Source organism: Thalassobaculum sp. OXR-137, from assembly GCF_034377285.1.
Lineage (GTDB): Bacteria > Pseudomonadota > Alphaproteobacteria > Thalassobaculales > Thalassobaculaceae > Thalassobaculum.
Map to the genome: position 1 here is coordinate 1,654,009 of NZ_CP139715.1, position 22,263 is coordinate 1,676,271.

The 22,263-nt window shown below is 67.9% G+C and carries 23 protein-coding genes; 13 read left to right on the top strand and 10 right to left on the bottom strand.

Annotation, left to right across the window (positions count from 1 at the left end; genetic code table 11):
• Positions 1-36: 36 nt before the first annotated feature.
• The 4 genes from T8K17_RS07765 to T8K17_RS07780 all read right to left on the bottom strand — a co-directional run bounded on the left by T8K17_RS07765 (position 37) and on the right by T8K17_RS07780 (position 5,150).
• On the bottom strand, positions 37-1,206 hold the full coding sequence (locus T8K17_RS07765; protein WP_322333924.1) for a DUF2061 domain-containing protein: 1,170 nt from the start codon (positions 1,204-1,206) through the stop codon (positions 37-39).
• Complete coding sequence (locus T8K17_RS07770) at positions 1,203-2,360, bottom strand: hypothetical protein (RefSeq protein ID WP_322333925.1); 1,158 nt, start codon at positions 2,358-2,360, stop codon at positions 1,203-1,205. Before T8K17_RS07770 ends, T8K17_RS07765 begins: the two co-directional genes overlap by 4 nt.
• A 98-nt stretch (positions 2,361-2,458) precedes the next feature.
• Entirely contained in the window at positions 2,459-2,923 is a 465-nt protein-coding gene (locus T8K17_RS07775; protein WP_322333926.1) for a hypothetical protein, read from the bottom strand.
• A 154-nt stretch (positions 2,924-3,077) separates the two neighbouring features.
• Positions 3,078-5,150, bottom strand: coding sequence for a CDC27 family protein (locus tag T8K17_RS07780; protein ID WP_322333927.1), 2,073 nt, complete (start codon positions 5,148-5,150; stop codon positions 3,078-3,080).
• 127 nt (positions 5,151-5,277) lie between these two features.
• Between T8K17_RS07780 and T8K17_RS07785 the strand changes: the two genes are divergently transcribed.
• From T8K17_RS07785 to T8K17_RS07795, 3 genes are read left to right on the top strand one after another with little or no spacing between them, the layout of a single operon-like run.
• Positions 5,278-6,396 (top strand): DegT/DnrJ/EryC1/StrS family aminotransferase, encoded by a 1,119-nt coding sequence (locus T8K17_RS07785; RefSeq protein ID WP_322333928.1) that lies wholly within the window; start codon positions 5,278-5,280, stop codon positions 6,394-6,396.
• 7 nt (positions 6,397-6,403) lie between these two features.
• Positions 6,404-7,438 carry a hypothetical protein gene (locus tag T8K17_RS07790; RefSeq protein WP_322333929.1) on the top strand — a complete coding sequence of 345 codons (1,035 nt, stop codon included), beginning with the start codon at positions 6,404-6,406 and terminating at the stop codon, positions 7,436-7,438.
• Positions 7,435-8,325 carry a GNAT family N-acetyltransferase gene (locus T8K17_RS07795; protein WP_322333930.1) on the top strand — a complete coding sequence of 297 codons (891 nt, stop codon included), beginning with the start codon at positions 7,435-7,437 and terminating at the stop codon, positions 8,323-8,325. The genes T8K17_RS07790 and T8K17_RS07795 overlap by 4 nt, the downstream gene beginning before the upstream one ends.
• Here the strand turns inward: T8K17_RS07795 and T8K17_RS07800 are convergent.
• From T8K17_RS07800 to T8K17_RS07810, 3 genes are read right to left on the bottom strand one after another with little or no spacing between them, the layout of a single operon-like run.
• Entirely contained in the window at positions 8,310-8,819 is a 510-nt protein-coding gene (locus T8K17_RS07800) for a GNAT family protein (RefSeq protein ID WP_322333931.1), read from the bottom strand. The two genes, T8K17_RS07795 and T8K17_RS07800, sit on opposite strands and share 16 nt — an antisense overlap.
• Positions 8,816-9,562: a class I SAM-dependent methyltransferase gene (locus T8K17_RS07805; protein WP_322333932.1), complete on the bottom strand. Its 747-nt coding sequence runs from the start codon at positions 9,560-9,562 to the stop codon at positions 8,816-8,818. Before T8K17_RS07805 ends, T8K17_RS07800 begins: the two co-directional genes overlap by 4 nt.
• Positions 9,563-9,571: 9 nt before the next feature.
• Entirely contained in the window at positions 9,572-10,375 is an 804-nt protein-coding gene (locus T8K17_RS07810; RefSeq protein WP_322333933.1) for a phytanoyl-CoA dioxygenase family protein, read from the bottom strand.
• 175 nt (positions 10,376-10,550) lie between these two features.
• Here T8K17_RS07810 and T8K17_RS07815 point away from each other — a divergent pair, with 175 nt between their 5' ends.
• On the top strand, positions 10,551-10,958 hold the full coding sequence (locus tag T8K17_RS07815; protein WP_322333934.1) for a hypothetical protein: 408 nt from the start codon (positions 10,551-10,553) through the stop codon (positions 10,956-10,958).
• Positions 10,959-10,969: 11 nt separating this feature from the next.
• Here T8K17_RS07815 and T8K17_RS07820 read toward each other — a convergent pair whose 3' ends face one another.
• On the bottom strand, positions 10,970-11,521 hold the full coding sequence (locus tag T8K17_RS07820) for a PAS domain-containing protein (RefSeq protein ID WP_322333935.1): 552 nt from the start codon (positions 11,519-11,521) through the stop codon (positions 10,970-10,972).
• On the bottom strand, positions 11,511-12,509 hold the full coding sequence (locus T8K17_RS07825; protein WP_322333936.1) for a hypothetical protein: 999 nt from the start codon (positions 12,507-12,509) through the stop codon (positions 11,511-11,513). Before T8K17_RS07825 ends, T8K17_RS07820 begins: the two co-directional genes overlap by 11 nt.
• A gap of 142 nt (positions 12,510-12,651) precedes the next feature.
• Here T8K17_RS07825 and puuE point away from each other — a divergent pair, with 142 nt between their 5' ends.
• From puuE to T8K17_RS07850, 5 genes are all read left to right on the top strand, one after another.
• The gene (gene puuE, locus T8K17_RS07830) at positions 12,652-13,566 is read left to right on the top strand and encodes an allantoinase PuuE (RefSeq protein ID WP_322333937.1); all 915 of its coding nucleotides are present in this window, start codon (positions 12,652-12,654) and stop codon (positions 13,564-13,566) included.
• Positions 13,566-14,417 carry a GNAT family N-acetyltransferase gene (locus T8K17_RS07835; protein ID WP_322333938.1) on the top strand — a complete coding sequence of 284 codons (852 nt, stop codon included), beginning with the start codon at positions 13,566-13,568 and terminating at the stop codon, positions 14,415-14,417. Before puuE ends, T8K17_RS07835 begins: the two co-directional genes overlap by 1 nt.
• Before the next feature lie 136 nt (positions 14,418-14,553).
• Positions 14,554-15,468: a 3-keto-5-aminohexanoate cleavage protein gene (locus T8K17_RS07840; RefSeq protein WP_322333939.1), complete on the top strand. Its 915-nt coding sequence runs from the start codon at positions 14,554-14,556 to the stop codon at positions 15,466-15,468.
• Positions 15,465-16,448, top strand: a complete 984-nt coding sequence (locus T8K17_RS07845; protein ID WP_322333940.1) for a 3-hydroxyacyl-CoA dehydrogenase NAD-binding domain-containing protein — start codon at positions 15,465-15,467, stop codon at positions 16,446-16,448. Before T8K17_RS07840 ends, T8K17_RS07845 begins: the two co-directional genes overlap by 4 nt.
• A gap of 314 nt (positions 16,449-16,762) precedes the next feature.
• Positions 16,763-17,062: a hypothetical protein gene (locus tag T8K17_RS07850; RefSeq protein ID WP_322333941.1), complete on the top strand. Its 300-nt coding sequence runs from the start codon at positions 16,763-16,765 to the stop codon at positions 17,060-17,062.
• Between the two features lie 308 nt (positions 17,063-17,370).
• On the opposite strand, the gene T8K17_RS07855 is transcribed toward T8K17_RS07850, so the two are convergent.
• Positions 17,371-18,882 carry a protein adenylyltransferase SelO gene (locus T8K17_RS07855; protein WP_322333942.1) on the bottom strand — a complete coding sequence of 504 codons (1,512 nt, stop codon included), beginning with the start codon at positions 18,880-18,882 and terminating at the stop codon, positions 17,371-17,373.
• 121 nt (positions 18,883-19,003) lie between these two features.
• Here T8K17_RS07855 and T8K17_RS07860 point away from each other — a divergent pair, with 121 nt between their 5' ends.
• Genes T8K17_RS07860 through T8K17_RS07875 form a run of 4 tightly spaced genes read left to right on the top strand, consistent with a single transcriptional unit; the run spans position 19,004 to position 22,177 of the window.
• Positions 19,004-19,735: a class II aldolase/adducin family protein gene (locus tag T8K17_RS07860; RefSeq protein ID WP_322333943.1), complete on the top strand. Its 732-nt coding sequence runs from the start codon at positions 19,004-19,006 to the stop codon at positions 19,733-19,735.
• Positions 19,736-19,756: 21 nt separating this feature from the next.
• Positions 19,757-20,371 carry a DUF1326 domain-containing protein gene (locus T8K17_RS07865; RefSeq protein WP_322333944.1) on the top strand — a complete coding sequence of 205 codons (615 nt, stop codon included), beginning with the start codon at positions 19,757-19,759 and terminating at the stop codon, positions 20,369-20,371.
• Positions 20,372-20,377: 6 nt separating this feature from the next.
• Positions 20,378-21,187: a DUF2182 domain-containing protein gene (locus T8K17_RS07870; RefSeq protein ID WP_322333945.1), complete on the top strand. Its 810-nt coding sequence runs from the start codon at positions 20,378-20,380 to the stop codon at positions 21,185-21,187.
• A 51-nt stretch (positions 21,188-21,238) separates the two neighbouring features.
• On the top strand, positions 21,239-22,177 hold the full coding sequence (locus T8K17_RS07875) for a dihydrodipicolinate synthase family protein (protein ID WP_322333946.1): 939 nt from the start codon (positions 21,239-21,241) through the stop codon (positions 22,175-22,177).
• Positions 22,178-22,263 lie beyond the last annotated feature (86 nt).

Genomic DNA, 22,263 nt, shown 5'->3' on the forward strand with positions numbered 1-22,263 from the left:
CACTCCCCGGCACTGGGCCGGAGAGTGCTTGAGCGATTAAACAGCCCTGGCCGGCACGAAATCCATCACCCGCGGGTTCTCGCGCTGCAGCGGACCGACGCCGAACAGTTCCTGCCACATCACCTCGTGGAAGAAGAACTTCGTCGTGTTCACCACGACCTGCAGGATCACCAGCACGCCGGCCGCGAAGGGTTGGCCGATGAAGATGTAGTCGATCCCGGCATTGATCGTCGTCACCACCACCCGATAGGTGAAGGCCTTGTACCCAGCCACCGTCGCATGGGTCCAGGCGTTCTCCACCTTCGGCTCGATTTCGGCATCGATGATCGCCTTCTGGCGGGCGTATTCCTCAAGGCTGACCGTGCCGGATTCCCGCATCACCTCCAGTTGGGCGAGGCGCTGGGCCCGGTCGGTCACCTTGCCGGTGAAGATCACATCGTCGAACGGGCTGGCGAAGCTCGACCCGCTGGCCAGGGGCATGCGCAGCCCCTGTTCCACGGCGGGATAGATCGAACTGGCCCAGGCGGCGACCGACTGGACCTTGGCCAGCGGCTCGGGCGCGTCGGCGATGTTGGCGGGCAGCCAGGAGTCCATCTCCGATCCGGTGATCGCCACCCCGTTGTCCATGGCGGCGAACTGGTATCGGACGTTCACCGCGTCGTAGCGGTTGGCGACCCGGAACCCGGCCTCCACGAAGAGCGGCGGGACGACCAGATCCCGGGCGAGCGCGTAGCTCACCACCGCGTCGTCCACCGGCCGTGTCTTCTCCCCGAATCCGGTGGAGGAGGCGGGCTGCACCCACATGCAGGAGACGTCCCATCCGCTCTTGTACCGGGTCAGGGTGGCGTAGACGTCACTACGCGCGCAGTCGCTGGCAATGCCCCAGCCATCGGGATGGGGCAGGGTGTTGACCACGATTTCGACCGTGTCGGCGACGATGCCGTCCTCGGCGCGCACCAGGGTGATATGACGGATCGGACCGTAATCCTCGGGATTGACCTGGGGGCCGTAGGCCGGCTGGGAGATCTGGGCAAAGCCGATCGCGGCCACCGTGTGCGGTCCGGAGGGCAGCGGGACGTCCTTGCCGGAGATGCGCAGCACGTCGTTCACCGTGTCGCCGACGGCGATCGCGGCGGCGGGAGCCGGTATCAGCGCCGCGGCGGCGAGCAGCAGGCCGGCAATGCGGGAGAAGGTCGGGCCGATCATGACTTCGTCTCCACCGGACGTTCGATGTAGTCGAACTCCACCAGTTCCGAGCCGTCCTTGCGTTGACCGGCGATATAGGAATCCCAGGCCAGATCGTTGGCGATCTGCGCCATGGAATGGGTCACCACGATGGACGCCGTGATGTAGCCGGAAACCGCCGCACTCACGGTCACGATGTAGGCCAGCAGATAGTCGACCGAGACCCGAAACAGGTTGAACGAGATCATCTTGGCGACGAGGGTCTGGTAATAGTTCTCCAGCGTCGGCGGCGGTGCTGTGTTGTCCACCGCCGCAAAATAGCTGGCCAGGTCGTCCTCGCGGATCACCCCCTCGGCGGCGAGCTCCTGCAGTGCCCGCTTGCGGGCGGCCTTGCTGGCCCTGCCGACGGCGCTCGGGTCGATGGTGCCGGTCTCGAGCACCGCCAGAGGCTGGGGCACGGACCGGCCGTGCAGCTTCTCCGCCAGCCGGCCGCGCAGGCCGCTCTCGAACAGCTCCGAGGTGAGGCCCGCCCAGGCGTTCAGGTCGTTCACGACCGCGTACTTGTCCGGATCCGTCACCACCGTCTCCGGCGACCAGGTGGTCATCGAGGGGGCCAGGGTGCCGAGCTCCAGCCCGTCGAAATGGTACCGGGCGTCGAGAATGTCGTGGCGGTTCGACAGGCGGAAGCCGACGGTCAACCACTCCTGCGGCATGGCGTAGCCGCGCTCTGCGGTGAAGGCTTTCGCCGCCTTCCAGGCGTCCGTGCCTCCGGTGACGGGCTGGGCGGTCTCGGTCACGAAATAGCAGAAGCCGTCCACGGCGGTTCGGTACAGGTTCAGCTTGGCCAGCACGCCGTCGCGCAGGCAGGCATCCGTGGTGCCCCAGCCTTCCGTCACGGAAATGGTGTTGGTGTTGATCTCGACGATCCCGCGGGCCTTGTCGCCGTTGAACTGCAGCAGAACCGCGTTCTCGATGGTGCCATAGGCGCCGGCCACCCCGGAGACGATGGTGTTGTTTCCGAGACCGGCCACGACCCACTCACCCTCCGGCAGGGGCACCTGGCGTCCCTGCAGTTCGGCGTAGCCGGTCAGCGTTTCTCCGACCTCAAGCGCCAGCGCCGGCATTGACCAGACGCAGAAGGACAGGGCGGCGGCCGCCGCCTGGCCGTGTCGCATAGTACCGTTTAGGCTTATGCGGAGCATGGGTTTAACTCCACAAAGTTGAGTGGGAATCACGAAAGAACCCATCGGACAACCTGTCCGATGGGCCGATACTACTGTTGCAGCATGACAACCGTGTTGGTGGTTTCCATCGGGCCGGTGGCCACCTTGTCGGGAGCCGGCTCGGAGAAGATGTACAGCCCGCTGATCAGGCCGAGGGCCATGCCGGTGACGGCACCGACCAGCCGCGGCTGCAAGACGGTGTAGGTGCCGGCGGTGGTCAGCGCGCCGTCGATGGCGCCCGCCGTCGCCGTGTATCCGGCCGCGACCGTCGCCGGTGCGGAGAAGACCGGGGTCAGCGCGCCGTTCACCGCACCCGCCGTGGCGGCATAGGCGGAGCCGACGGCCGGGGCCACGGCCGGCAGCACGTAGGGCAGGCCATAGGCGCCGATGATCGTGCCGGCCAAGGTGAGCGCGAAGGTCTGCGCCAGGGTGGTCGTGGTGTCGGCGGAGGCCGGTCGGGCAACGCTCAGAAGGGCGACAAGCGCCAAGCTGGAAACTGAAAGAGATCGCCGCATCATGTCCCCCAAAAATCTGGCCGTTCTGGCGCGCCGAGCAGTCCGTCACGACGCTATCCGGTGCTTTTTACCAGTATGCGCGGAGGTTTGTCCGGGAGCAATTCAATTTGAGAATCGTCGCCACGGGCATCGGCAGCGCGGGGTCGCCTCCGGCTCAGGCCTCGGCGTCGAGAATAAGCTGGGACAGGGCACGCGGGGCGATGTCGGAATCGATCAGCGCCGGCGCCGCGGCGGTCAGCTGGCGCCGCAGATCCTCCGTCCTCTCCCGGTCTCGGGCGATGTCCAGGCATCGGGCCACGTAGTCCTCTGCGGAGGTGGCTTCGAGATCCGAGCGCATCCCCATGGCGATCAGCGGGGACAGCGTCACGCGCCCCCGCATCATGTCTGTCGGATAGGTCACCAGCGGCTGGCCGAGCGCCAGACTCTGCATCGAGGTGTTGCCGCCGTTGAAGTGAAGGGTATCGAGCACGACGTCGGCCTGCAGCATCACCCCGAGATAGCGGTCCAGCGGCAGGCGCGGCAGCAGACGGATCTGATCCATGATCCGCGGCCGGTCCGCGTTGGCGCGCGCCAGCCTCTCGAGTAGCCCCTTGGTCATGTTGCTGTAGACACCCGGCGCGTCGAACAGCGCGAGGGTGCCGGCCGGATCCTGCTCCAGGATGTCCCCCAGCATCCGGTCGAAAGCCGGGTGCATCTTCAACGGCGTCTGGCCGCAGAGATAGATCGCGCCGCTCTCCGGAAGGCCGACTTCGCTTCGGGAAACGGGCGTGTGCCGGGTCCGCTCTTCGGCATAGGCGATGGCCAGACCGTCCACCAGGACCGGCGTCTCCGAATAGTGGTCGCGACAGTTGTCCGGCTCCATCCAGGCCGAGGTGAAGAACTGGTCCACCGTGTCGATGCCGGTGGTCACCGGATGTCCCGGCAGCACAATCTGCTGAGGAGCCAGCCGGGCGAAGGGCAGGAAGTAACTCATCGCCGTCATGCCGATATCGGCGAAGACGATGCTGTCCAGTTCCATCTCGGCCAGCCGGGCACGGACGGTCTCCAGCACGGATGGGAGGACGACGACTCGGTCCACCAAGCGCGCGATCTTGTCATGCATCGGCGGCGGCAGCGTCCCGATCTGTACCACCGTCACGTCGATCTCGTCCCGGTCGATCATCCGCAGATGACCCTCGGTCATGTTGTAGATCGAGTGATCGCGGAAGAACTCCGACACGAAGGCGACCCGGCGCTTTCCCGGCCGCCGGCGCCGGCCGATATGGGGCGCCGTCATCGTCAGCATCGGGCAGGTGCGCCGGTAGAAGGCGCAGAGATCCATGAGCAGATCCCGGTCGTTGATGCCGTGATAGCCGAGCGCGAAAGGGACCGTGCCCACCTCCTGGATCGGATCCCGGATCGGGGCGAAGCCCTCCCGCGTGCACAGATCGCGGATCCGTGCCCGGATCTGCCACATCTCGTCTTCGGACATGGTGATATGCGGCAGCAGGGTCGCGGCTCGGGCGGCGTGGCCTGCATCGCGCGGCCGCAGGATGGACGCCGCCTCGGCCATGTGCCGTGCTTCGTCGAAGTTCGACAGCCGGTAGGCGCTGACGGCGCCGGTAACCCAGGCCTTCGGATCGTGGGGGGCGGTCGCCAGGGCGCGGCGCGCCAGGGCCAGGGCCCGCTCGGGATGGCCGAGAGATCGGTGAACCTCCGCCAGAACCAGCGTCGCCTCATGGGCCATCGGGTTGATCACCGAGGCGCGCCGGGCGAGATCTTCCGCGCGCTCGATCTCGTCCCTGGCGAGCCGGCAAACCCCGGCGAGGACGAGATAGGCGGGTTCCACCGGCGCCAGGATGGCGGCCCGGACCCCGTTGTCCCCGGGCGAGCCGAGCGGCGCCGCCGCCAGGACGGCGTAGGCCCGCGCCAGATCGGGCTGCGCCGCCAGCGCACGCCGGATGCGCTGCGGCGGAATGCCTGCCTCCGGCGGCAGAGCGATGGCCTGGAGCACATGCTCCATTGTGTACGGATCGAGCGCGAAGACCTGGCGGAAATGGCGTCCGGCCGCTTCAAGGAGGCCGATTCGCCCCTCGATCGCCGCCAGAAGTTGAAGAGGGCCGACGGAGTCGGGCATCGCCAGAACGAGCCGCCGCAGATCGACGGCGGCCTCGGCCAGGCGGCCCTCATTCAGGCGGCTTTGTAGCCGTCTGGCGACACTGGCGATGGGCAGCGCGGTTCCGCTCACCAGACATCTTCCTTCAAGTAGCGATCCTTCTTGGGGCGGCGGCCCGAGAAACCGGCTAGATTTAGCGGTGTCGACCGGAGTGATCACCGTGTCTACCACGACACAAAGTTCCAAGAGAACGATGATGATGTTGCGTTTTCCCGTCGCGCGTCCCCGACTTGCAACCGCCGATGCGATCCTGCCCTATCTGCGGCAGATCGACGAGAACCAGTACTATTCGAATTTCGGTCCCCTCGCCGGCACGGTCGAAGCCAGGCTCGCCGAAAGGTACGGCATCGACCCGGCTTGCGTGACGACGGTCTCGAACGCAACCGCCGGACTCACTGCGGCCCTGCAGGCCGAGGCGCGGGCACGCAAGCGCAACGTGAACGACGGAGCCGCCTATTGCCTGCTGCCGGCCTGGACGTTCGTCGCGACGCTGCATGCCGTGCTGGCCGCGGGGCTGGAGCCCTATCTGCTGGATGTCGACGAGGACTCCTGGTCGCTGACGCCGCAATCGGTCGAAAATGCCCTGGCGCGTATCCCGGGGGAGCCGGTCGCCGTGGTGCCGGTCTCCCCGTTCGGCCGGCCTTACGACATGGCGGCTTGGGACGCCTTCTCCCGCCGCACCGGGCTTGCGGTCGTGATCGACGCCGCCGCCGCATTCGACAAGGGGGAGGTTGGCGCCAGCCCGGCCGTGTTCAGCCTGCACGCGACCAAGGTGCTGGCGGCGGGCGAGGGCGGCTTCGCGGTGTCCACCGACGTTGACCTCGTCAACGAAATCCGAAAATGCATCAATTTCGGGTTCTTCGGAGATCGGGTGGCGCAGAGCCGCGCGATCAACGGCAAGATGAGCGAGTACCACGCCGCCGTGACCCTGGCCGCCCTTGACGCCTGGCCGCAGGCCCGGCGGATCTTCGACGACATCGCCAAGGCCTATCGCGACGGCTTCGCCGCCGATAACCGGATCCGCCTGCTACCCGGCGCGGGTGACGACTATGCATCCTCCACCATCATGATCGCCCGCGAGGATCCCCTGCCGCCCGGTTTTGACGAGGCGCTCGCCGAGCGCGGCGTCGGTACCCGGCGCTGGTGGGGCGGGGGGATCGCCAAGCAGGTCGCCTATCGCCGGTTCAGTTCGGATCTCCTGCCGGTCACCGACTGGCTGGCGGAGCGCTGCATCGGCTTGCCCTGCTATCCGGGGCTGGAGCGCGACGAGATCCTCGAGATCGCCGGCATCGTCCGCGACACCCTGGCGGGCCGCTGATTCCGCCATGACCGCGCAGGCCACCACCATCGGCGGCTTCTTCGGCCTGGAGCCGCCCGACCGGCCGCGCGCCGACGGCGGCGTCCTCGCGCGGTGGACCCAGGGGGAAGACTGGCTCGGGTTCCACAACGCCCGCAGCGCCTTCGCCCATCTGGTGCGCGGCCTTGCCCCCGGAACCGTCTGGCTGCCGTCCTATCTCTGCGCCGATATGGACGCGGGCGCCGGACCCGCAATACGGCGCTACGGGGTCGGCCCCGTGCTGGATCTGGACGACGCAGCCTTCGAGGCCGCGCTGGCACCGGGCGATCTGGTGGTCGCAGTGGCCTATTTCGGTGCGCCGGTCTGCCGCCGGCTCCGCGACCTCGCCCTCCGACGACCCGACGTGACTTGGCTGGAGGACCGTGCCCAGGCGCTGTCGGTGCCTATCGAGGACGACATCCCCGGCGCTTGGCGCCTGTTCAGTCCCCGCAAACTGCTGGGGACGGCGGAGGGCGGGCTGCTGGTGGGCCCGGTCTCCGGACTGCCCATGCCGTCGCTGACACTGCCGCCCGTTGAGCATGACGCTGCTGCGGAAGCGCGGGCGGCCGCCGCCACGCGCGACCACATCGCCGAGGCCTACCGCCGCTACGTCGCGATCGAGCGGGACCATGCCGTCGCCGACCTGGCCATGAGCGGCAGGACACGTCGTATTCTGGCGGCTGCCTCCCCGGACGACATGGCCCGGCGCCGGCGGGAGAATCTGGCAATTCTGGACGCCCGGCTGGACCGGTATGCGGCGCCGGTGGTCGAGCGGCTTCGCGGCAGCGCGGCCCCCTTCGGCTATCCGCTGCTGCTGGCGGACGGACGGGACGCGGTCGCGGCTCGGCTTGCCGCCGACGGGGTGTTCTGCGCGGTGCATTGGCGCGCGCTTGGGGCGGCGGAGACCGCCGATCCGGTGGCGACCCGTCTGCGCGACGGGATGCTGACCCTGCCGCTGGACCACCGCTACGGTCCCGAAGACATGACCGGGCTGGCCGACCGGGTACGGCAGGCGCTGGCATGAGCGGGCCCTACGGCCGCCGGTCCTATGTGGACAGCCTGGCGGGGGAGGGCGGCGAGGTGGTCTCCCTTTGGGGCGGTCACGTGCTGCTGCGGCCGCTGCCGTCCGGTGCCGGGCGCGACGCGGTGAGCGCCTATCCCATGGGAGGGTTCGCCGCGGATGCGGATCTGGACGACGGGCTTGCCGACCTGCGTGCCGCCGGGGCAATCAGCCTGACCGTGATCGCCGATCCCTTGAACGCGCCTGATGCCGGTGCTCTGTCCCGGACGGCGGATGTTCACCGCCGCCTGAAGACCCACTACCTCCTCGACCGGGAGATCGGTCCCTTCGCACCGTCCAAGCACCACCGCGCCGAGATCCGCCGCGCCCGGCGCCAGGTGATCGTGGAGCGGGTGGCACTGTCGCAGGCGATGGCGACCTGGGCGGCGCTGTACGACCATCTGGCCGAGCGCCACGAGATCCAGGCGGGGGCCCGCCTCGGCGCCCGGCATTTCGCCCATCTGGCGGCCGATCCGGCGGCGGTGGTGCTTGCGGCCCGGGCGGCGGGGGAGGTCGTGGCGATGTCGATCTGGCTGAGCGACGGCACGGTGGCGCACAACCATCTCGGCGCCTCCAGCGAGGCCGGCTACGCCGTCGGCGCCAGCTACGCGCTCTATGCCGCTGCGGTCGAGACGCTGGAGGAGTGCCGAGTGCTGGACTTCGGCGGTGCGCCGGGACTGGCGGACGACCCCGACCATGGGCTGGCCCGGTTCAAGCGCGGCTTCGCCAATGCGGAGGGCGCAACTTGGCTGAGCGGGTTTGTGCTCGACCGGGAGGGATATGCGGCGGCGTTGCGGGACAGCGGCGCCGATTCCGCGACCGGTTTCTTCCCCGCCTACCGCGCGCGGTAATCCTCGGCGCTGAGCCCCATGGCGATTGCGTCGACCGTTTCGCCGCGCTTGGCTACTTGCCGGCGTCCGGTTTCCGCGAAGCCCGCGTCGCAATAGAGCCGGCGCGCGGCGGTATTGGTCTCCAGGACTTCCAGCCGCACGGCGGAGACGTCCGGATCGTCGAAGGCGATGCGCAGGGCCTCGGCTAGAGCCTGCTTGCCCACGCCCCGCCCTCGCTGCCTCGTATCGCCGATGAAGATGTGGAATTCCCGCTCCCCCGCCCCGTCCGGAACCGCCAGCAGGTAGACGCAGCCGACCATCTCCCCATCGGCGCAGAGCGCGTATCGTCGATCGATCCTCTGGGACAGCCAGTGCCGCACCATCCAGTCCCGCGCCTCGTCCCAGCCGACCTCGCGGCGGTCGCCGACGAGGTGCTCGTAGAGGGCGGGATCGCGCTGCCAGTCGTAGATGCGGCGGAGGTCGCGCTCCTCCAGCGGCCGAAGCGAAACGCTCATTCCCGCTCGAGCACCAGGAAAATGGAGGCTGTCAGGTCCGGATAGGTGAAGCCGAGCTGGAAGCAGCCCTCCAGATACGCATCGCTCATCACCTCGCCGCCGAACAGCGCGTCGAACTGGAAATTGGCCAGCGGCTTGAAGAAGATTCCGCCGCGATGGGCGACCTTCAGCCCGGCCTTGCGGGCGTCGCTTTCCAGGGTGTCGAGCACATAGGTGCGCCGGTGGCCGTGCTTCACGTCGCTGGGGGTGAGCGAGGTGCAGTGCTCGATCAGACCCATGGCGACGGCGATCCGGCGCGAGGCGGCGTGGCCGTTGGGCACGACGATGAAGGCCCGCCCGCCGGGGGCGAGAAGACGGCCGATGCTGGCGAGCGTCGCCACCGGATCGACCACGTGCTCGAGTACATGGACCAGGAAAACGGCATCGTACCGCTTGTCGGTGACGAAATCCTCGAACAGGGTCTGGTGGAACGTGCCCGGGTTCTTCAGTCGGGATCTGGTGACATCCAGAAACCGCTCGGCGGCGTCGACCACATCGATCTGTCCGAACCGCTCTTCCAGCAGAACCGTGAGGTCGCCCTTGTAGCAGCCCATCTGTAGGCAGGCGCCGGTCGACGGCATCCAGGGTTCCATCGCCCGCATCATCCAGCCGCGCATCCGCACGTCGAATTCCGACTCGTCGTAGTCCTTGACCAGATCGTTGACGTAGGCGAACTCGATGTCTTTCGGGCGGGCATCGGTCATGTGGGTTCCTCAGCGGTCTTCCCGGTAGAACCGGTGTTCCGGCGCATTGTACCAGTCGTCCAGGCTTTCGGGCACGCGGGCGTACCAGCCGAGCCGGCGTTTCAGGGCCTCGCTGGCCGCCGCGACACGGTCGGCGCCGAGCTGCTTCACATGGTCCATCTGTGGTTTGAAGAAGGGTGGCGTGAAGGTGAGCGTCAGCGCCCGGCGGATCTCGCCGGAGCGGTTGGCTCCGGCGGCATGGAGCAGCCGGGAATCGAACAGCAGGACGCTGCCGGCCGGCGCCTCGTAGATTGCCACCCGGCGCTCGCCCTCCGATCGTGCGGCCACCCGGTGGGAGCCGAGATCCAGCAGGGTGCCGCCGTTCTCCGCGGTGAAGGGGTCCAGGGTGACGAGCATGTTGATCATCAGCCGCATCTCGTCGCCGGCGGCGAAGGCGCGCAGGTCACGGTGCCAGCGGTGCAGGTAGGCGCCGGCGGCGGCCGGGCGGTTCATCAGGCCGCCGAAGGAATTCAGAATGAAATTGCCGCCCAGGAAGGTCTCGATCGTGTCGGCGGCGGGGAGATCCTCCAGCAGATCGGGAAAGCTGTCGTCGCTGGCGAGAACATGATGGGCGATGCCGGCGTCCGATGGCGCCATGCCTTTGGCCCGCATGATCGTGGCGCAGTCCTCAACCGCCGCGGCCAGCCCGGCACGCAGGGCGTCCACCGTGTCGGCCCCGAGCAATCCGGGAAAGCCGACGGCGCCATCGCGGGCCAGTATCGCCAGGGCGCTCTCGCTTTGACCGACCGGAAGAGAGGCGACGGCGGCGGGCATTGGCAACTCCATCGTGCTGACGGATCAAAGAGTAACCGCGACAGGCAAGCCATGCACGACAGGCTTGATTTGAGGGAGATGTGCTAAGTTAAATAAACTTATATGCGACTGGTTGCGCCGGAAGGGTTTCAATATGCCGATTGCATGGGCGGCGAGCCAGTCCGGCGATTTCCTTGTGTTCTGGTTTTCCGGAAAGGTGACCCGGGACGAGGTGATCGAGAGCCAGATCGCCTCCGTTTCAGTGGTCCCGCAGAACGGCGAGTTCGTCACCCTGACGATCTTCGAATCGGATGTCGAGGCACCCGACGCCACCCTGGCGGGGCTCAAGGATCTCTATAGACGCCGCAGCGAGCAGCTGAAGACGATCGGATCGCACCGCCGAGCGGGGGCCACGTTGCTGTCCGACTCTTCAACGGCCCGCATGCTCATACCGCTCTGGAACGCCCTGCGCGATCTCAACGACACCGACATCACGTTCGCGATCTTCGAGACGCTTGACGACGCGCTCGCTCATCTGGAGGTCGATCCCGACTACGCGCGGGAGGTCATGCTGAAGCGGCGCCCCGTTTCCGCCGCGGCCTGATCGGCCCGAGATCAGGGGGCCGTATCCTTGAGAGTGGAGGGTTCGATGGTCTTGAAGAATCCCGTCACGTCCTGTCCGTTGGCGGAGAGCGGCAGAATCAGCCGGACATAGCTCATCGGCGCGCCGGCGATCGGCACGAAGCTGCGCCGGGCGAGGCTCGGAGCCCGGCTCTCGGCGATGCGGCGCAGGGCTTCGGTGACCACGTCCGCATCCCGTTCCTCGAAGAAGGCCCGCACGGTCATGCCATGGGCCTGGAACGCGGCGTTCTCGCCGATGTAGTTGCCGACCATCCGCACGGCGGCGTCGCGCTCGGCGGGCAGGTAGTCCAGCAGCATGGTGTAGTCGAGCACCGCATCGGGAACGTCGCCCACCTCCATCGACGCCGGCAGGGCGTCCTCTCCGCGGGCGGCCTCCCAGGCCTTCAGACAGCTTGCCAGCAGCGGATAGGCGGCGATGGCGTCGAGGCTGAGATCTTCCTGCCGACTGTGCTGCGCCGGGTGCGCGGCATCGGCTGTGTCCAGGTCGGTCGTGGCCGTCTGCTTCGTCTGATGGTCATTCGCCATGGCCACGGAGCCCTCCTTTCGCATTGTGCTCGGCGGGGACAGAGTCCAGCGACGGGCGATAGATTGACGGGGTGAAATCGCCGAACCGGATCGAGACCAGCCGGTGCAGCTTCTCGATATCGGCGATCCGCATGTCCCTGGTGCTTCGCCCGGTGGCGTTCCAGGCGCGCCGCACGGGGGCCAGATCCAGCGTCCAGGCGCGCAATTCGTTGATCGCCGGCCAGGTCCGCCGCGCCAGCCGGTCTTCCTCGACCAGGGATCCCTTGATGTCGTTGGTCAGCATGTCGAGATGCATCGTGCGTTTCGTCGCCCAGACCATGACGTTGCGCAATTTGAGGGCGGTGTCCCGCAGCCTGTCCTGCTCGGCGAAGGAGTCGCGCTGCGTCGCCAGGGTCGCCAGGTCGCCGACCATGCGCTGGCAGCCGGTAACGTCGTCGCGGAGTTGGACGGCCCTGGCCGCGGCATCGATGTGGTCGCGGATGCGGTCCACGATCTGCGAATTGCGCCGAGAATCCACCCCGATCAGCTGCCGGGCGATCAGCTCCGGCGCATCCTCGGCGGGCACCGTGTCCCGTCCGGTGCTGCGGGCCCACAGGATCTCGAGGATCCGCTGCTCGACGCGGCGCGCGATCTTCGGCGAGACGGGCCAGGACGGGCGGCCGTCGGCGAGCTCGGTCGGTATGCCGTCGCCGGCGACGATCTCCTCGCGATACAGCAGGGCCGGTCCCACCTTGTGCAGCAGCGCAATGTCGGGATGGCCCTCGGCGAGATCGGCGGCGGAGGCCACGGTCGCGAGCGGAACGGTGGCGTGGTTGCCGCCGAAATCCACCCGCAGGACCGGATCCCGGTTCTGGTGCCGCGCGAAGACGGCGCCCTGCTGCTTCAGGTAGGAGGAGGTGAAGTCGAACGTGCCGCCCTGCAGCCGTTGCGAGACCTGACCCGTCGAATGCGGCATCGAACCCATGACCTTGCGGTCGCTCCTACCCATGGCGAGAGCAGATAGGTATTTCGTTTAGAACGGTTTTAAAGAGGGCGCGGCGACTATTGACGCCTTGCGCCATGGCGACCCTTCCCGGCATCCGGTTATAGTCACCGCCGAGAATCAGACGGAACCGGCAGGAGGCGATGGCATGACCACACCCTATCCCCGTGACATGGTCGGCTACGGCCGCGACCCGGTCGATCCGAAATGGCCCGGCGGTGCCCGCGTCGCCCTGCAGATCGTCCTGAACTACGAGGAGGGCGGGGAAAACGCGATCCTGCATGGCGACCCGGCCTCCGAAGCCTTTCTGTCGGAGATGATCGGCGCCGCCCCCTGGCCGGGGCAGCGCAACCTCAACATGGAGTCGGTCTACGAGTTCGGCTCGCGCGCCGGGTTCTGGCGGATCCACCGGGAGTTCACCCGCCGCAACCTGCCGCTGACCGTCTATGCCGTCGGCATGGCGATGGAGCGCAACACCGAGGTCGGCCCGGCCATGGTCGAGGCGGGCTGGGAGGTGGCGAGCCACGGCTATCGCTGGATCGACTATCTGAACATGCCGGAGGAGACCGAGCGCGAGCACGTGTCCCTGGCGATCGCCGCCATCGAGCGCGCCACCGGGCAGCGGCCCGTGGGCTGGTATACCGGCCGCGGCAGCGCCAATACCCGCCGGCTGGTGGTCGAGCATGGCGGCTTCCTCTACGACAGCGACAGCTATGCCGACGAGCTGCCGTACTGGACCCACGAATTCGGGAAACCGCACCTGATCGTGCCCTATACGCTCGACGCCAACGACATGCGCTTCGCGGTGAACCAGGGCTTCAACTCGGGCGACCAGTTCTTCGCCTATCTGCGCGACAGCTTCGACGTGCTCTACGCCGAGGGGGCGGACCAGCCGAAGATGATGTCGGTCGGCCTGCATTGCCGTCTGGTCGGCCGACCCGGCCGGTTCGCGGCCCTGCAACGCTTCCTCGACCATGTGGCCAAGCATGACGGGGTCTGGATCTGCCGGCGCGACGAGATCGCCCGGCATTGGCACGAACACCACAAACCGGGAGACGCCTGATGGCGGGGGATTACAGGATCGACATGATGGGCGACGCCGACGTGGCGACGGCGGTGGATTGGGCGGCGGCGGAGGGCTGGAATCCTGGCATCCGCGACGCCGCCTGCTTCACCGCGGTCGACCCTCAGGGATTTCTGGGCGGTTATCTCGACGGTCGGCTCATCGCGTCGATCTCGGTGGTGAACTACGACCCAGCCTTCTCTTTCCTGGGCTTCTACATCGCCCATCCCGAGTTTCGCGGTCAGGGCTACGGCTACAAACTCTGGCAGGCCGGCATCGCCCATGCAGGCGACCGGCTGGTCGGCCTCGACGGGGTCGTGGCGGAGCAGGAGAACTACAAGCGCTCCGGCTTCGTCCTGGCCTATCGCAACATCCGCTACGGCGGCGCCGTGACCACGGTGCCGGCTGCCGTGCCGGGAATCGAGGTCCGCACCGTTTCCTCCGCCGGGGCCGAGGTCGCGGCCCTGGACCGGGCGGTCTTTCCGGCCGATCGGCCGGCGTTCCTCGAGGACTGGTTCTCCACCGACGGCCATCTGGCCCGCGCGGCGTATCGCGACGGCGTGCTGGTCGGGTTCGCGGTGGCGCGGCCCTGCCGGTCCGGCTGGAAGATCGGCCCGCTGGTCGCCCCGGACCGGGCGACCGCCGAGGCCCTGCTGGCGGATCTCCTGCCGGCAATCGGGATGGGGGCGGAGATCTATCTCGACGTGCCCGAACCGAACCCGCAGGCGGTGGCCCTGGCCGAGGCGCTGGGGCTTACCCCCGGTTTCGAGACCGCCAGGATGTACACCGGCCCCGCACCCGCGCTAGACATCGCCAAAATCTATGGCGTGACCACGTTCGAGTTGGGCTGACGCCTGTCTTCGGGTGCCTTCCGGCCGGGATCGGGAGGCGGTTTCGGGCGCTCGCGCCACGCCATCTGTCCGGGCAGGCATCGGCCCGCCCGGGCGAGGAGAAATGCTGCACAAGCAGGAAACAGAAAGGACAACCATGTCGCTCGCCATGAATCGCGAGGTGTTCATCACCTGTGCCGTCACCGGCTCCGGCGGGACCCAGGACAAGAGCCCGCACGTGCCGCGCTCGCCGCAGCAGATCGCCGAGAGCGCGATCGACGCGGCCAAGGCCGGTGCGGCGGTCGTCCACTGCCACGTGCGCGATCCGGAGACGGGTGCGCCGAGCCGCAAGCTGGCGCTGTATCGCGAGCTGACCGACCGGATCCGGGATGCCGAGGTGGACGTGGTGCTGAACCTGACCACCGGCATGGGCGGCGACCTGACCCACGGGCCGGTGGAAAGCCCGCTGCCGCTGAACGAGAAGGGCACGGACCTCGCCGGCGCGTCGGAGCGCATGGCCCATATCCGCGAGTGCCTGCCGGAGATCTGCACGATCGACTGCGGCACCATGAACTTCGCGGAAGCCGACTACGTCATGATGAACACGCCCGGCACCCTGCGGGCCATGGGCACCATGATGACCGAGCTCGGCGTGAAGCCGGAGATCGAGGCTTTCGACACCGGCCATCTCTGGCTCGCCAAGCAGCTCGTGGCCGAGGGCGTGATCACCGGGCCGGCCCTGGTGCAGCTCTGCATGGGCGTTCCCTGGGGCGCGCCGAACGACCTGCACACCTTCCTGGCCATGGTCAACGCGATCCCCGAGGGCTGGAGCTTCTCCGCCTTCTCGCTCGGCCGCGATCAGATGCCCTATGCCGCCGCCTCGGTCCTGGCCGGCGGCCATGTCCGCGTCGGACTGGAGGACAACCTGTATCTGGAGCGAGGCGTGCTGGCGACCAACGCCCAGCTCGTCGAGAAGGCGGTCACGGTGGTCGAGAACATGGGGGCCAAGATCGTCGGCCCGGACGCGGTTCGCGCCAAGCTCGGCCTGACCAAGCGGGCGCCCAAATCGTGAGCGCCCTTCCCAAGAAAGCCGCCATTCTCGGCGCCGGGGTCATCGGTTCCGGCTGGCTCGCCCGGCTGATCGACAGCGGCGTCGAGTGCGCCGTCTACGATCCCGCTCCCAATGCCGAGGCGAAGATCGCTCCGGTGCTCGACAATGCGGAGCGCGCGGCGGCGGCCCTGATCGACGCTCCGCGGCCGGCGAAGGGCGCCTGGTCGCTGGTCGGCTCGATCGCCGAGGCGGTGACCGGGGCCGACCTGATCGTCGAGGCGGTGCCCGAGCGGCTCGACGTGAAGCACGCGACCTACAAGGAGATCGAGGCGGCGAATGCCGACGGCATCATCGCCTCGTCCACCAGCGGCTTCCGGCCGTCGGTGCTGCAGGAGGGCATGGCCCATCCCGGCCGGCTGATCGTCGCCCACCCGTTCAACCCGGTCTATCTGCTGCCGCTGGTCGAGATCGTCGGCGGCAAGGAGACCGACCCTGCCGTGGTCGAGCGGGCGATGGCGCTCTACACCGAGCTGGGTATGAAGCCGCTCCACCTGAATGTCGAGATCGACGCCTTCGTCGCCGACCGGCTGATGGAGGCGCTGTGGCGCGAGGCCCTGTGGCTGGTGAAGGACGGGGTGGCGACGACCGAGGAGATCGACGACGCCATCCGCTACGGCTGCGGGCTGCGCTGGGCGCAGATGGGCACGTTCCAGACCTTCCACATCGCCGGCGGCGAGCTGGGCATGCGGCATTTCATGGAGCAGTTCGGCCCGGCGCTGGCCTGGCCCTGGACCAAGCTGATGGACGTCCCGGAGATGACCCCGGAGCTGGTGGACCGCATCGCCGAACAGTCCGACGCCCAGGCGGACGGCCGCTCGCCGCGCGACCTGGAGAAGATCCGCGACGACAATCTGGTGGCGATCCTGAAGGCCCTGCGGGGCACCGGTTGGGGGGCGGGCCAGGTTCTGGCCGAGCACGAGAAACGGCTGCGGGGCGGGTGAGACGAAGCTTTCGCTACAATTCTCCTACCATCGTCATCCTGAACTCGGTTCGGGACCTCCCTTCAGCCTGAGGGCGCACAAGGTCCCGAAACACGTTCGGGATGACGACTGTTTTTTAATTGATCGATCTCGTCCTGAGCAGCTTCCGCAGGGAGCGTGTCGAAGGGCCTCCCCGTTTTTGCGGCGCACAATTTGAAATCCGCGGCTGTCTCTGTCACCCTGGGGGCGGGTGTCGACGAGAGCCGAAACCATGGACCGAACCGAAGCGTAAGCTCGATGCCTGGTCCGACCCCCCTACTGGAAAGGGGATCCCTATGAAGTTGACCACAGATCAGACGGCTGCCGTCCAGCGGCAGACCGGGGCCGATCCGTTGCCGGAAGACAATCCGACCATGGGCCAGCTCCGCGAAATCTTCGGCGAACACACGTTCTATGTCGCCGAGCAGGGCCTGGTGGTTCCCGAGACCACGCCGGAGCCGGCCGCTCCGGAGGCCACTGAGGACGCGGTGGAATTCATGCTCGTGGCGGTATGGGCTGGCGAGGACAAGCAGTCCCTGCAGCCGATCGAGCCACAGCCGACCGGCATCAAGCTGGAATTGGCGACGGCCCACTAAGGGGCGTTCCTCAAAGAAAGACGGCGGCGGGCCAGTGCGGTTCGCCGGCGGATGGCGTGTGTCCTTGCCTTCGAAGCGGACAGGGACACGCGACGACTTCTTGCGTCCGGGTGGGAGAGGTGGGGCCGAGGCTCTTCCTCTCTCGTACCCGACACCACAGTCCGGACACTCCCCGGACTTGTTCCGGGGCCAAGGCTCGGCGCATGCGTGGGGTCGGGGGATGATAACCGGACGCCCCTGCGCCGGTGGGGCTTGCCCCGGAACAAGTCCGGGGAGTGTTTGGAAATGTATGGGCGGAGAGTCTTTTCTCACGTCCCGCAGAACGTCGCCTTGACCTCTTCCTCCGGCCGCGGCGGGAGCTCGTAACGCTCCTGGCCTGCCTGCGCCTCGAACGGGGTCTGCAGCACCGCGCGCAGGTCGTGCAGCGGCTCCAGGTCGTTGTTCTCCACCGCCGCGTTCAGGGCGGCTTCGACCTGGTGGTTGCGCGGGATGTAGACCGGGTTGATGGCCCGCATCGCCGCCTGCCGCGCCGTATCGTCCCGCCCTGCCTCGGCAAGACGCGCCCGCCATGCCGGCGCCCAGGCGTCGAACGCCGCCGGCTCCTCGAACAGCCCCCGCACCGCGCCGTCCGCGGTCCCCTCGCCCGACAGATCCGACAGTCCGCGGAACGTCAGCGTGAAATCCGCCTTGCCCTCCTCCATCGCCTTCAGCAGCCCGTCGATCAGATCCGCATCGCCGTCGCGCACCGTCCCCAGCCCCAGCTTGGCGGCGAAACGCCTCGTGTGGGCGGCGCGGAAGCGATCGGGGAAGGTGTTGATGATCTCCTGGGCGGCCTCCAGGGCCTTCTCCTCGCTCTCGTCGATCAGCGGCAGCAGGCATTGGGCGAGGCAGGCGAGGTTCCAGTGGGCGATGCCCGGCTGGTTGCCGTAGGCGTAACGGCCGCCATGGTCGATCGAGCTGTACACCGTGCCCGGATGATAGGTGTCCATGAAGGCGCAAGGGCCGTAGTCGATCGTGTCGCCGGCCACCGACATGTTGTCGGTGTTCATCACCCCGTGGATGAAGCCGACCGACATCCAGGCGGCGATCAGCTCGGCCTGCCGGCCCGCCACCGCGTCGAGCAGGGCGCTGTACGGGTTTCCAGCCTGGCGCAGGTCGGGATAGTGGCGGTCGATCACATGGTCGGCCAGCAGCCGCAGCGCCTCGGTGTCGCGGCGGGCGGCGAAGAACTGGAAGGTGCCCACGCGGATGTGGCTGCGGGCGATGCGGGTCAGGATGCCGCCGGGCAGGGCGCGCTCGCGGAATACCGCCTCGCCGGTGGTCACCACCGCGAGGGAGCGGGTGGTGGGGATGCCGAAGGCGGCCATCGCCTCGCTGACGATGTACTCGCGCAGCACCGGGCCGAGTGCCGCGCGGCCGTCGCCCATGCGGGAGTAGGGGGTCGGACCGGAGCCCTTGAGCTGGATGTCGCGGCGCACCCCGTTTCGGTCGACCACCTCGCCCAGCAGGACCGCCCGCCCGTCGCCGAGCTGCGGCACCCAGCCGCCGAACTGGTGGCCGGCATAGGCCATGGCCAGCGGCTCCGCACCCTCCGGGATCCGGTTGCCGCCGAGTACCTGTGCCCCTTCCGCGCTGCGCAGGAAAGCCGGGTCGAGACCGAGCTCGCGGGCCAGTTCCTCGTTCAGCAGCAGCAGGTTGGGTGCCTGGACCGGTGTCGGGTCGAGCTTGGTGAAGAACCGCTCCGGCAGGCGGGCATAGGTATTGTCGAAGGGGAACAGGCTCGCACCCCCGGTCGCGTCCTGGGAGGCCGCTTCGGCCATGACATGCTCCTTGGGATCGGTAACGCCCGATACTTGGCCCGTATCGCGACGGACGCAAGGCCGTGGCTTCCGCCGCCGCCGCTGCGCTCCTACACTACCCGGGCAACCAGGGAGATCGGTCATGAAGATGAACAGCGCCGAATTGGATGCCCGCCGCGACGTGGCCGCCGCCCACCGCCTCGCCGTCCTGCACGGGCTGAACGAGGGAGTGTGGAACCATATCAGCCTGATCTCGCCGGACGATCCCGACGCCTTCCTGATCTCGCCCGGCCATATGCACTGGTCCCAGGTGACCGCCAGCAACCTCGCGCTGATGAACAGCAAGGGCGAACTGCTCGGCGGCGGCCCGGCGCCGATCCGGGCCGGCTGGATCATCCACTACCCGGTCCACAAGGCGCGGCCGGATGCGAAATGCGTGATCCACGTCCACTCGCCCTACATCACCGCCATGTCGATCCGCAGCGACATGCGCTTCGAGCCGCGCTCCAGCCAGCAGGCGGCGCGGTTCCACGACGATGTGGTCTATTACGAGGTCTATGACGGCGTCCTGTCCGGCGAGGACGAGGGCGAGCGCATGGCGGAAGCCCTGGGCGACAAGCGCCTGCTGATGCTGCGCAACCACGGCGCCCTGATCGCCACCGACAGCATCGCCAAGGCCTATCTCGACGTCTATCAGCTCGAACGCGCCTGCATGTACCAGCTCCTGGCGACGGCCGGCGGCGGCGAAATGGCGCTGATCCCTGAGGATATCTGCGCCGAGATGGGCAACTTGGCGCGCAAGGGCCAGAACCTCGCCCATTGGGAGGGGTTCAAGCGCTGGGTCGACGCCGAGCAGCCGGACTATGCCCACTGAAGTGAGCCGAGGGAGGCGGAGATGACGTCCTGGTCCGTGAGCGGCGAGTATATGGAGAGCTGCAACTGCGACTATCTCTGCCCCTGCATCTACACCAATCCGCAGGGCGAGGTGACGCACGATCACTGCATCGCCCTGATGGTCTACCGCATCGACAAGGGGAGCTACGGCGACGTCTCGCTCGTCGGGCTGAAATTCGCGCTGGTGATCCATTCCAACAAGGTGATGGCCGACGGCGACTGGATCTTCGCCTGCATCGCCGACGAGGACGCCGACGACGCTCAAAGGGCCGCCCTGACCGAGATCCTGTCCGGCCGGGCCGGCGGCCGTCCGGCGATGATCCACGACAATCTGGTGGGCGATTTCCGCGGCATCGCCTTTGCGCCGATCTCCTTCGAGATGGACGGTCTGGACCGGGCGACCGATGCCGGCCTGTTCTCCTTCGCCATCAGCGGCGTGGCCTCGCGCACCGGCAGCGGCGAGGTCATCTCCATCGACAACGTCTCCCACCCGGCGAATTCCCGCCTGGCCCTGGCCCGGACCCGCGAGCTGCACCTGGACGGGTTCGACCTGAAGCTGGACATGTCCGGCATGGGCAATAACGGCCATTTCGCGCCCTTCGCCTGGAGCAACTGACCGTTCATGGCCGGATCGCTCGCCCTGGAGGCCGCCGTCGCCCGCGACCGGCGGCTGGTCGTGTCCGCCATTCTCGGCCTGACCGCGCTGAGCTGGGCCTATCTGGTCTGGATGGCCGGGGACATGTCGGGGGATATGGCCGGAGAGATGCCGGGCGGGACGGCGAACGGCATGACCATGCCGATGGCGATGGGGCCGGCGGTCTGGACCCCGGCCTATGGCGCCATGATGCTGATCATGTGGGTGGTGATGATGGCCGGCATGATGTTGCCCAGCGCCATGCCGATGATCCTGACATTCGCCACCATCGGCCGGCGGCGGCGCGACCGGGGCCAGCCCCATGTGGCGACGGCCGTCTTCGTCGGCGGCTACCTGATCGCCTGGGGCGGTTTCAGCGTCGCGGCGGTGGCCGCCCAGTGGGCACTGGAGCAGGCGGCCCTGCTGTCGCCGATGATGATGTCCACCAGCCCGGTCTTCGGCGGGCTGCTGCTGATCGCCGCCGGGATCTACCAGTTTACGCCGCTCAAGCACGCCTGCCTGCGCCACTGCCGCTCGCCCTTCGATTTCGTGCTGAACCGCTGGCGCGACGGGGCGGCGGGTGCCCTGAGCATGGGCGTGGAGCACGGGCTGTACTGCCTGGGCTGCTGCTGGGTGGCGATGGCGCTGCTGTTCGTCTTCGGGGTGATGAACCTGCTGTGGATAGCAGCACTCGCGATCCTCGTCCTGCTGGAGAAGGCGGTACCGGGCGGGCATCGGATCGCCCAGGGAGCGGGCATTTTCATGGTCGCCGGCGGCGTGTGGATGCTCGCGTCCTGACGCGGCGGCCGCTAGGCTGGCGCCGATACGAACCAACCAACGAGAGCCCCCATGGCCCAGGATCATCGCGCCCAGAGCACGCCCTATACCGGTATCTTCCCCATCGTCCCCACACCGTTCCATGAGGACGGGTCGCTCGACCTGGAGGGCCAGAAGCGGGTGCTCGACTGCATGATCGACCAGGGCGTCGACGGGCTGTGCATCCTGGCGAACTATTCCGAGCAGTTCCTACTCTCCGATGCCGAGCGCGAGACCCTGCAGACCCTGTGCATGGAGCATGTGGCGGGCCGGGTGCCGGTGATCGCCACCTGCAGCCATTTCTCCACCCAGGTCGCCGTTGCGCGCTGCAAGCGGGCGCAGGAGCAGGGCGCGGCCATGGTGATGATGATGCCGCCCTATCACGGCGCGCTGCTGAAGGCCGGCGACCAGGGCGTGTTCGAGCATTTCGCCGCCCTGTCGGAAGCGATCGACATCCCGATCATGATCCAGGACGCGCCGCTGAGCGGGACCAACCTGTCGGTACCGCTGCTGGCGCGGATCGCGAAGGAGCTGGCCAACGTCAGCTACTTCAAAATCGAAATGCCGGGCACGGCGGGCAAGCTGCGGGCGCTGATCGAGGCGGCGGGCGAGCATATCGACGGGCCGTTCGACGGCGAGGAGGGCATCACCCTGATGGCCGATCTCGACGCCGGGGCGACCGGCACCATGACCAGCGGCCTCGCCTGCGAGCAGATCCGGCCGATCGTCATGGACTTCCTGGCCGGCGACCGCGCCAAGGCCGAGGCGCAGTACAACCGCATGCTGCCGCTGATCAATTTCGAGAACCGCCAGTGCGGGCTGCGGGCCTGCAAGACGGTGATGCAGGCCGGCGGGGTGATCAAGTCCGACGCGGTCCGCCACCCGCTGGAGCCGCTGCCCGCGCCGACCCGGGACGCGCTGCTGACCATGGCGAAAGATCTGGACCTGATCGCGATGCGCTGGGGGAAGTAGCCCGCCAGCCTTTTCTCAGCCGTCATCCCGGGAGGCCCCGTCCCGGATTTAATCCGGGATTGATCCGGGGGCTGCCCGGGACCGAG

Coding starts and splice junctions, on each gene's coding strand:
- T8K17_RS07775 (WP_322333926.1), bottom strand. CDS start 2,923: ATGCGGCGATCTCTTTCAGTTTCCAGCTTGGCGCTTGTCGCCCTTCTG.
- T8K17_RS07790 (WP_322333929.1), top strand. CDS start 6,404: ATGACCGCGCAGGCCACCACCATCGGCGGCTTCTTCGGCCTGGAGCCG.
- T8K17_RS07855 (WP_322333942.1), bottom strand. CDS start 18,882: ATGGCCGAAGCGGCCTCCCAGGACGCGACCGGGGGTGCGAGCCTGTTC.
- T8K17_RS07765 (WP_322333924.1), bottom strand. CDS start 1,206: ATGATCGGCCCGACCTTCTCCCGCATTGCCGGCCTGCTGCTCGCCGCC.
- T8K17_RS07770 (WP_322333925.1), bottom strand. CDS start 2,360: ATGCGACACGGCCAGGCGGCGGCCGCCGCCCTGTCCTTCTGCGTCTGG.
- T8K17_RS07865 (WP_322333944.1), top strand. CDS start 19,757: ATGACGTCCTGGTCCGTGAGCGGCGAGTATATGGAGAGCTGCAACTGC.
- T8K17_RS07805 (WP_322333932.1), bottom strand. CDS start 9,562: ATGACCGATGCCCGCCCGAAAGACATCGAGTTCGCCTACGTCAACGAT.
- T8K17_RS07860 (WP_322333943.1), top strand. CDS start 19,004: ATGAAGATGAACAGCGCCGAATTGGATGCCCGCCGCGACGTGGCCGCC.
- T8K17_RS07820 (WP_322333935.1), bottom strand. CDS start 11,521: ATGGCGAATGACCATCAGACGAAGCAGACGGCCACGACCGACCTGGAC.
- T8K17_RS07785 (WP_322333928.1), top strand. CDS start 5,278: ATGTTGCGTTTTCCCGTCGCGCGTCCCCGACTTGCAACCGCCGATGCG.
- T8K17_RS07795 (WP_322333930.1), top strand. CDS start 7,435: ATGAGCGGGCCCTACGGCCGCCGGTCCTATGTGGACAGCCTGGCGGGG.
- T8K17_RS07850 (WP_322333941.1), top strand. CDS start 16,763: ATGAAGTTGACCACAGATCAGACGGCTGCCGTCCAGCGGCAGACCGGG.
- T8K17_RS07810 (WP_322333933.1), bottom strand. CDS start 10,375: ATGCCCGCCGCCGTCGCCTCTCTTCCGGTCGGTCAAAGCGAGAGCGCC.
- T8K17_RS07800 (WP_322333931.1), bottom strand. CDS start 8,819: ATGAGCGTTTCGCTTCGGCCGCTGGAGGAGCGCGACCTCCGCCGCATC.
- T8K17_RS07840 (WP_322333939.1), top strand. CDS start 14,554: ATGTCGCTCGCCATGAATCGCGAGGTGTTCATCACCTGTGCCGTCACC.
- T8K17_RS07825 (WP_322333936.1), bottom strand. CDS start 12,509: ATGGGTAGGAGCGACCGCAAGGTCATGGGTTCGATGCCGCATTCGACG.
- puuE (WP_322333937.1), top strand. CDS start 12,652: ATGACCACACCCTATCCCCGTGACATGGTCGGCTACGGCCGCGACCCG.
- T8K17_RS07870 (WP_322333945.1), top strand. CDS start 20,378: ATGGCCGGATCGCTCGCCCTGGAGGCCGCCGTCGCCCGCGACCGGCGG.
- T8K17_RS07875 (WP_322333946.1), top strand. CDS start 21,239: ATGGCCCAGGATCATCGCGCCCAGAGCACGCCCTATACCGGTATCTTC.
- T8K17_RS07835 (WP_322333938.1), top strand. CDS start 13,566: ATGGCGGGGGATTACAGGATCGACATGATGGGCGACGCCGACGTGGCG.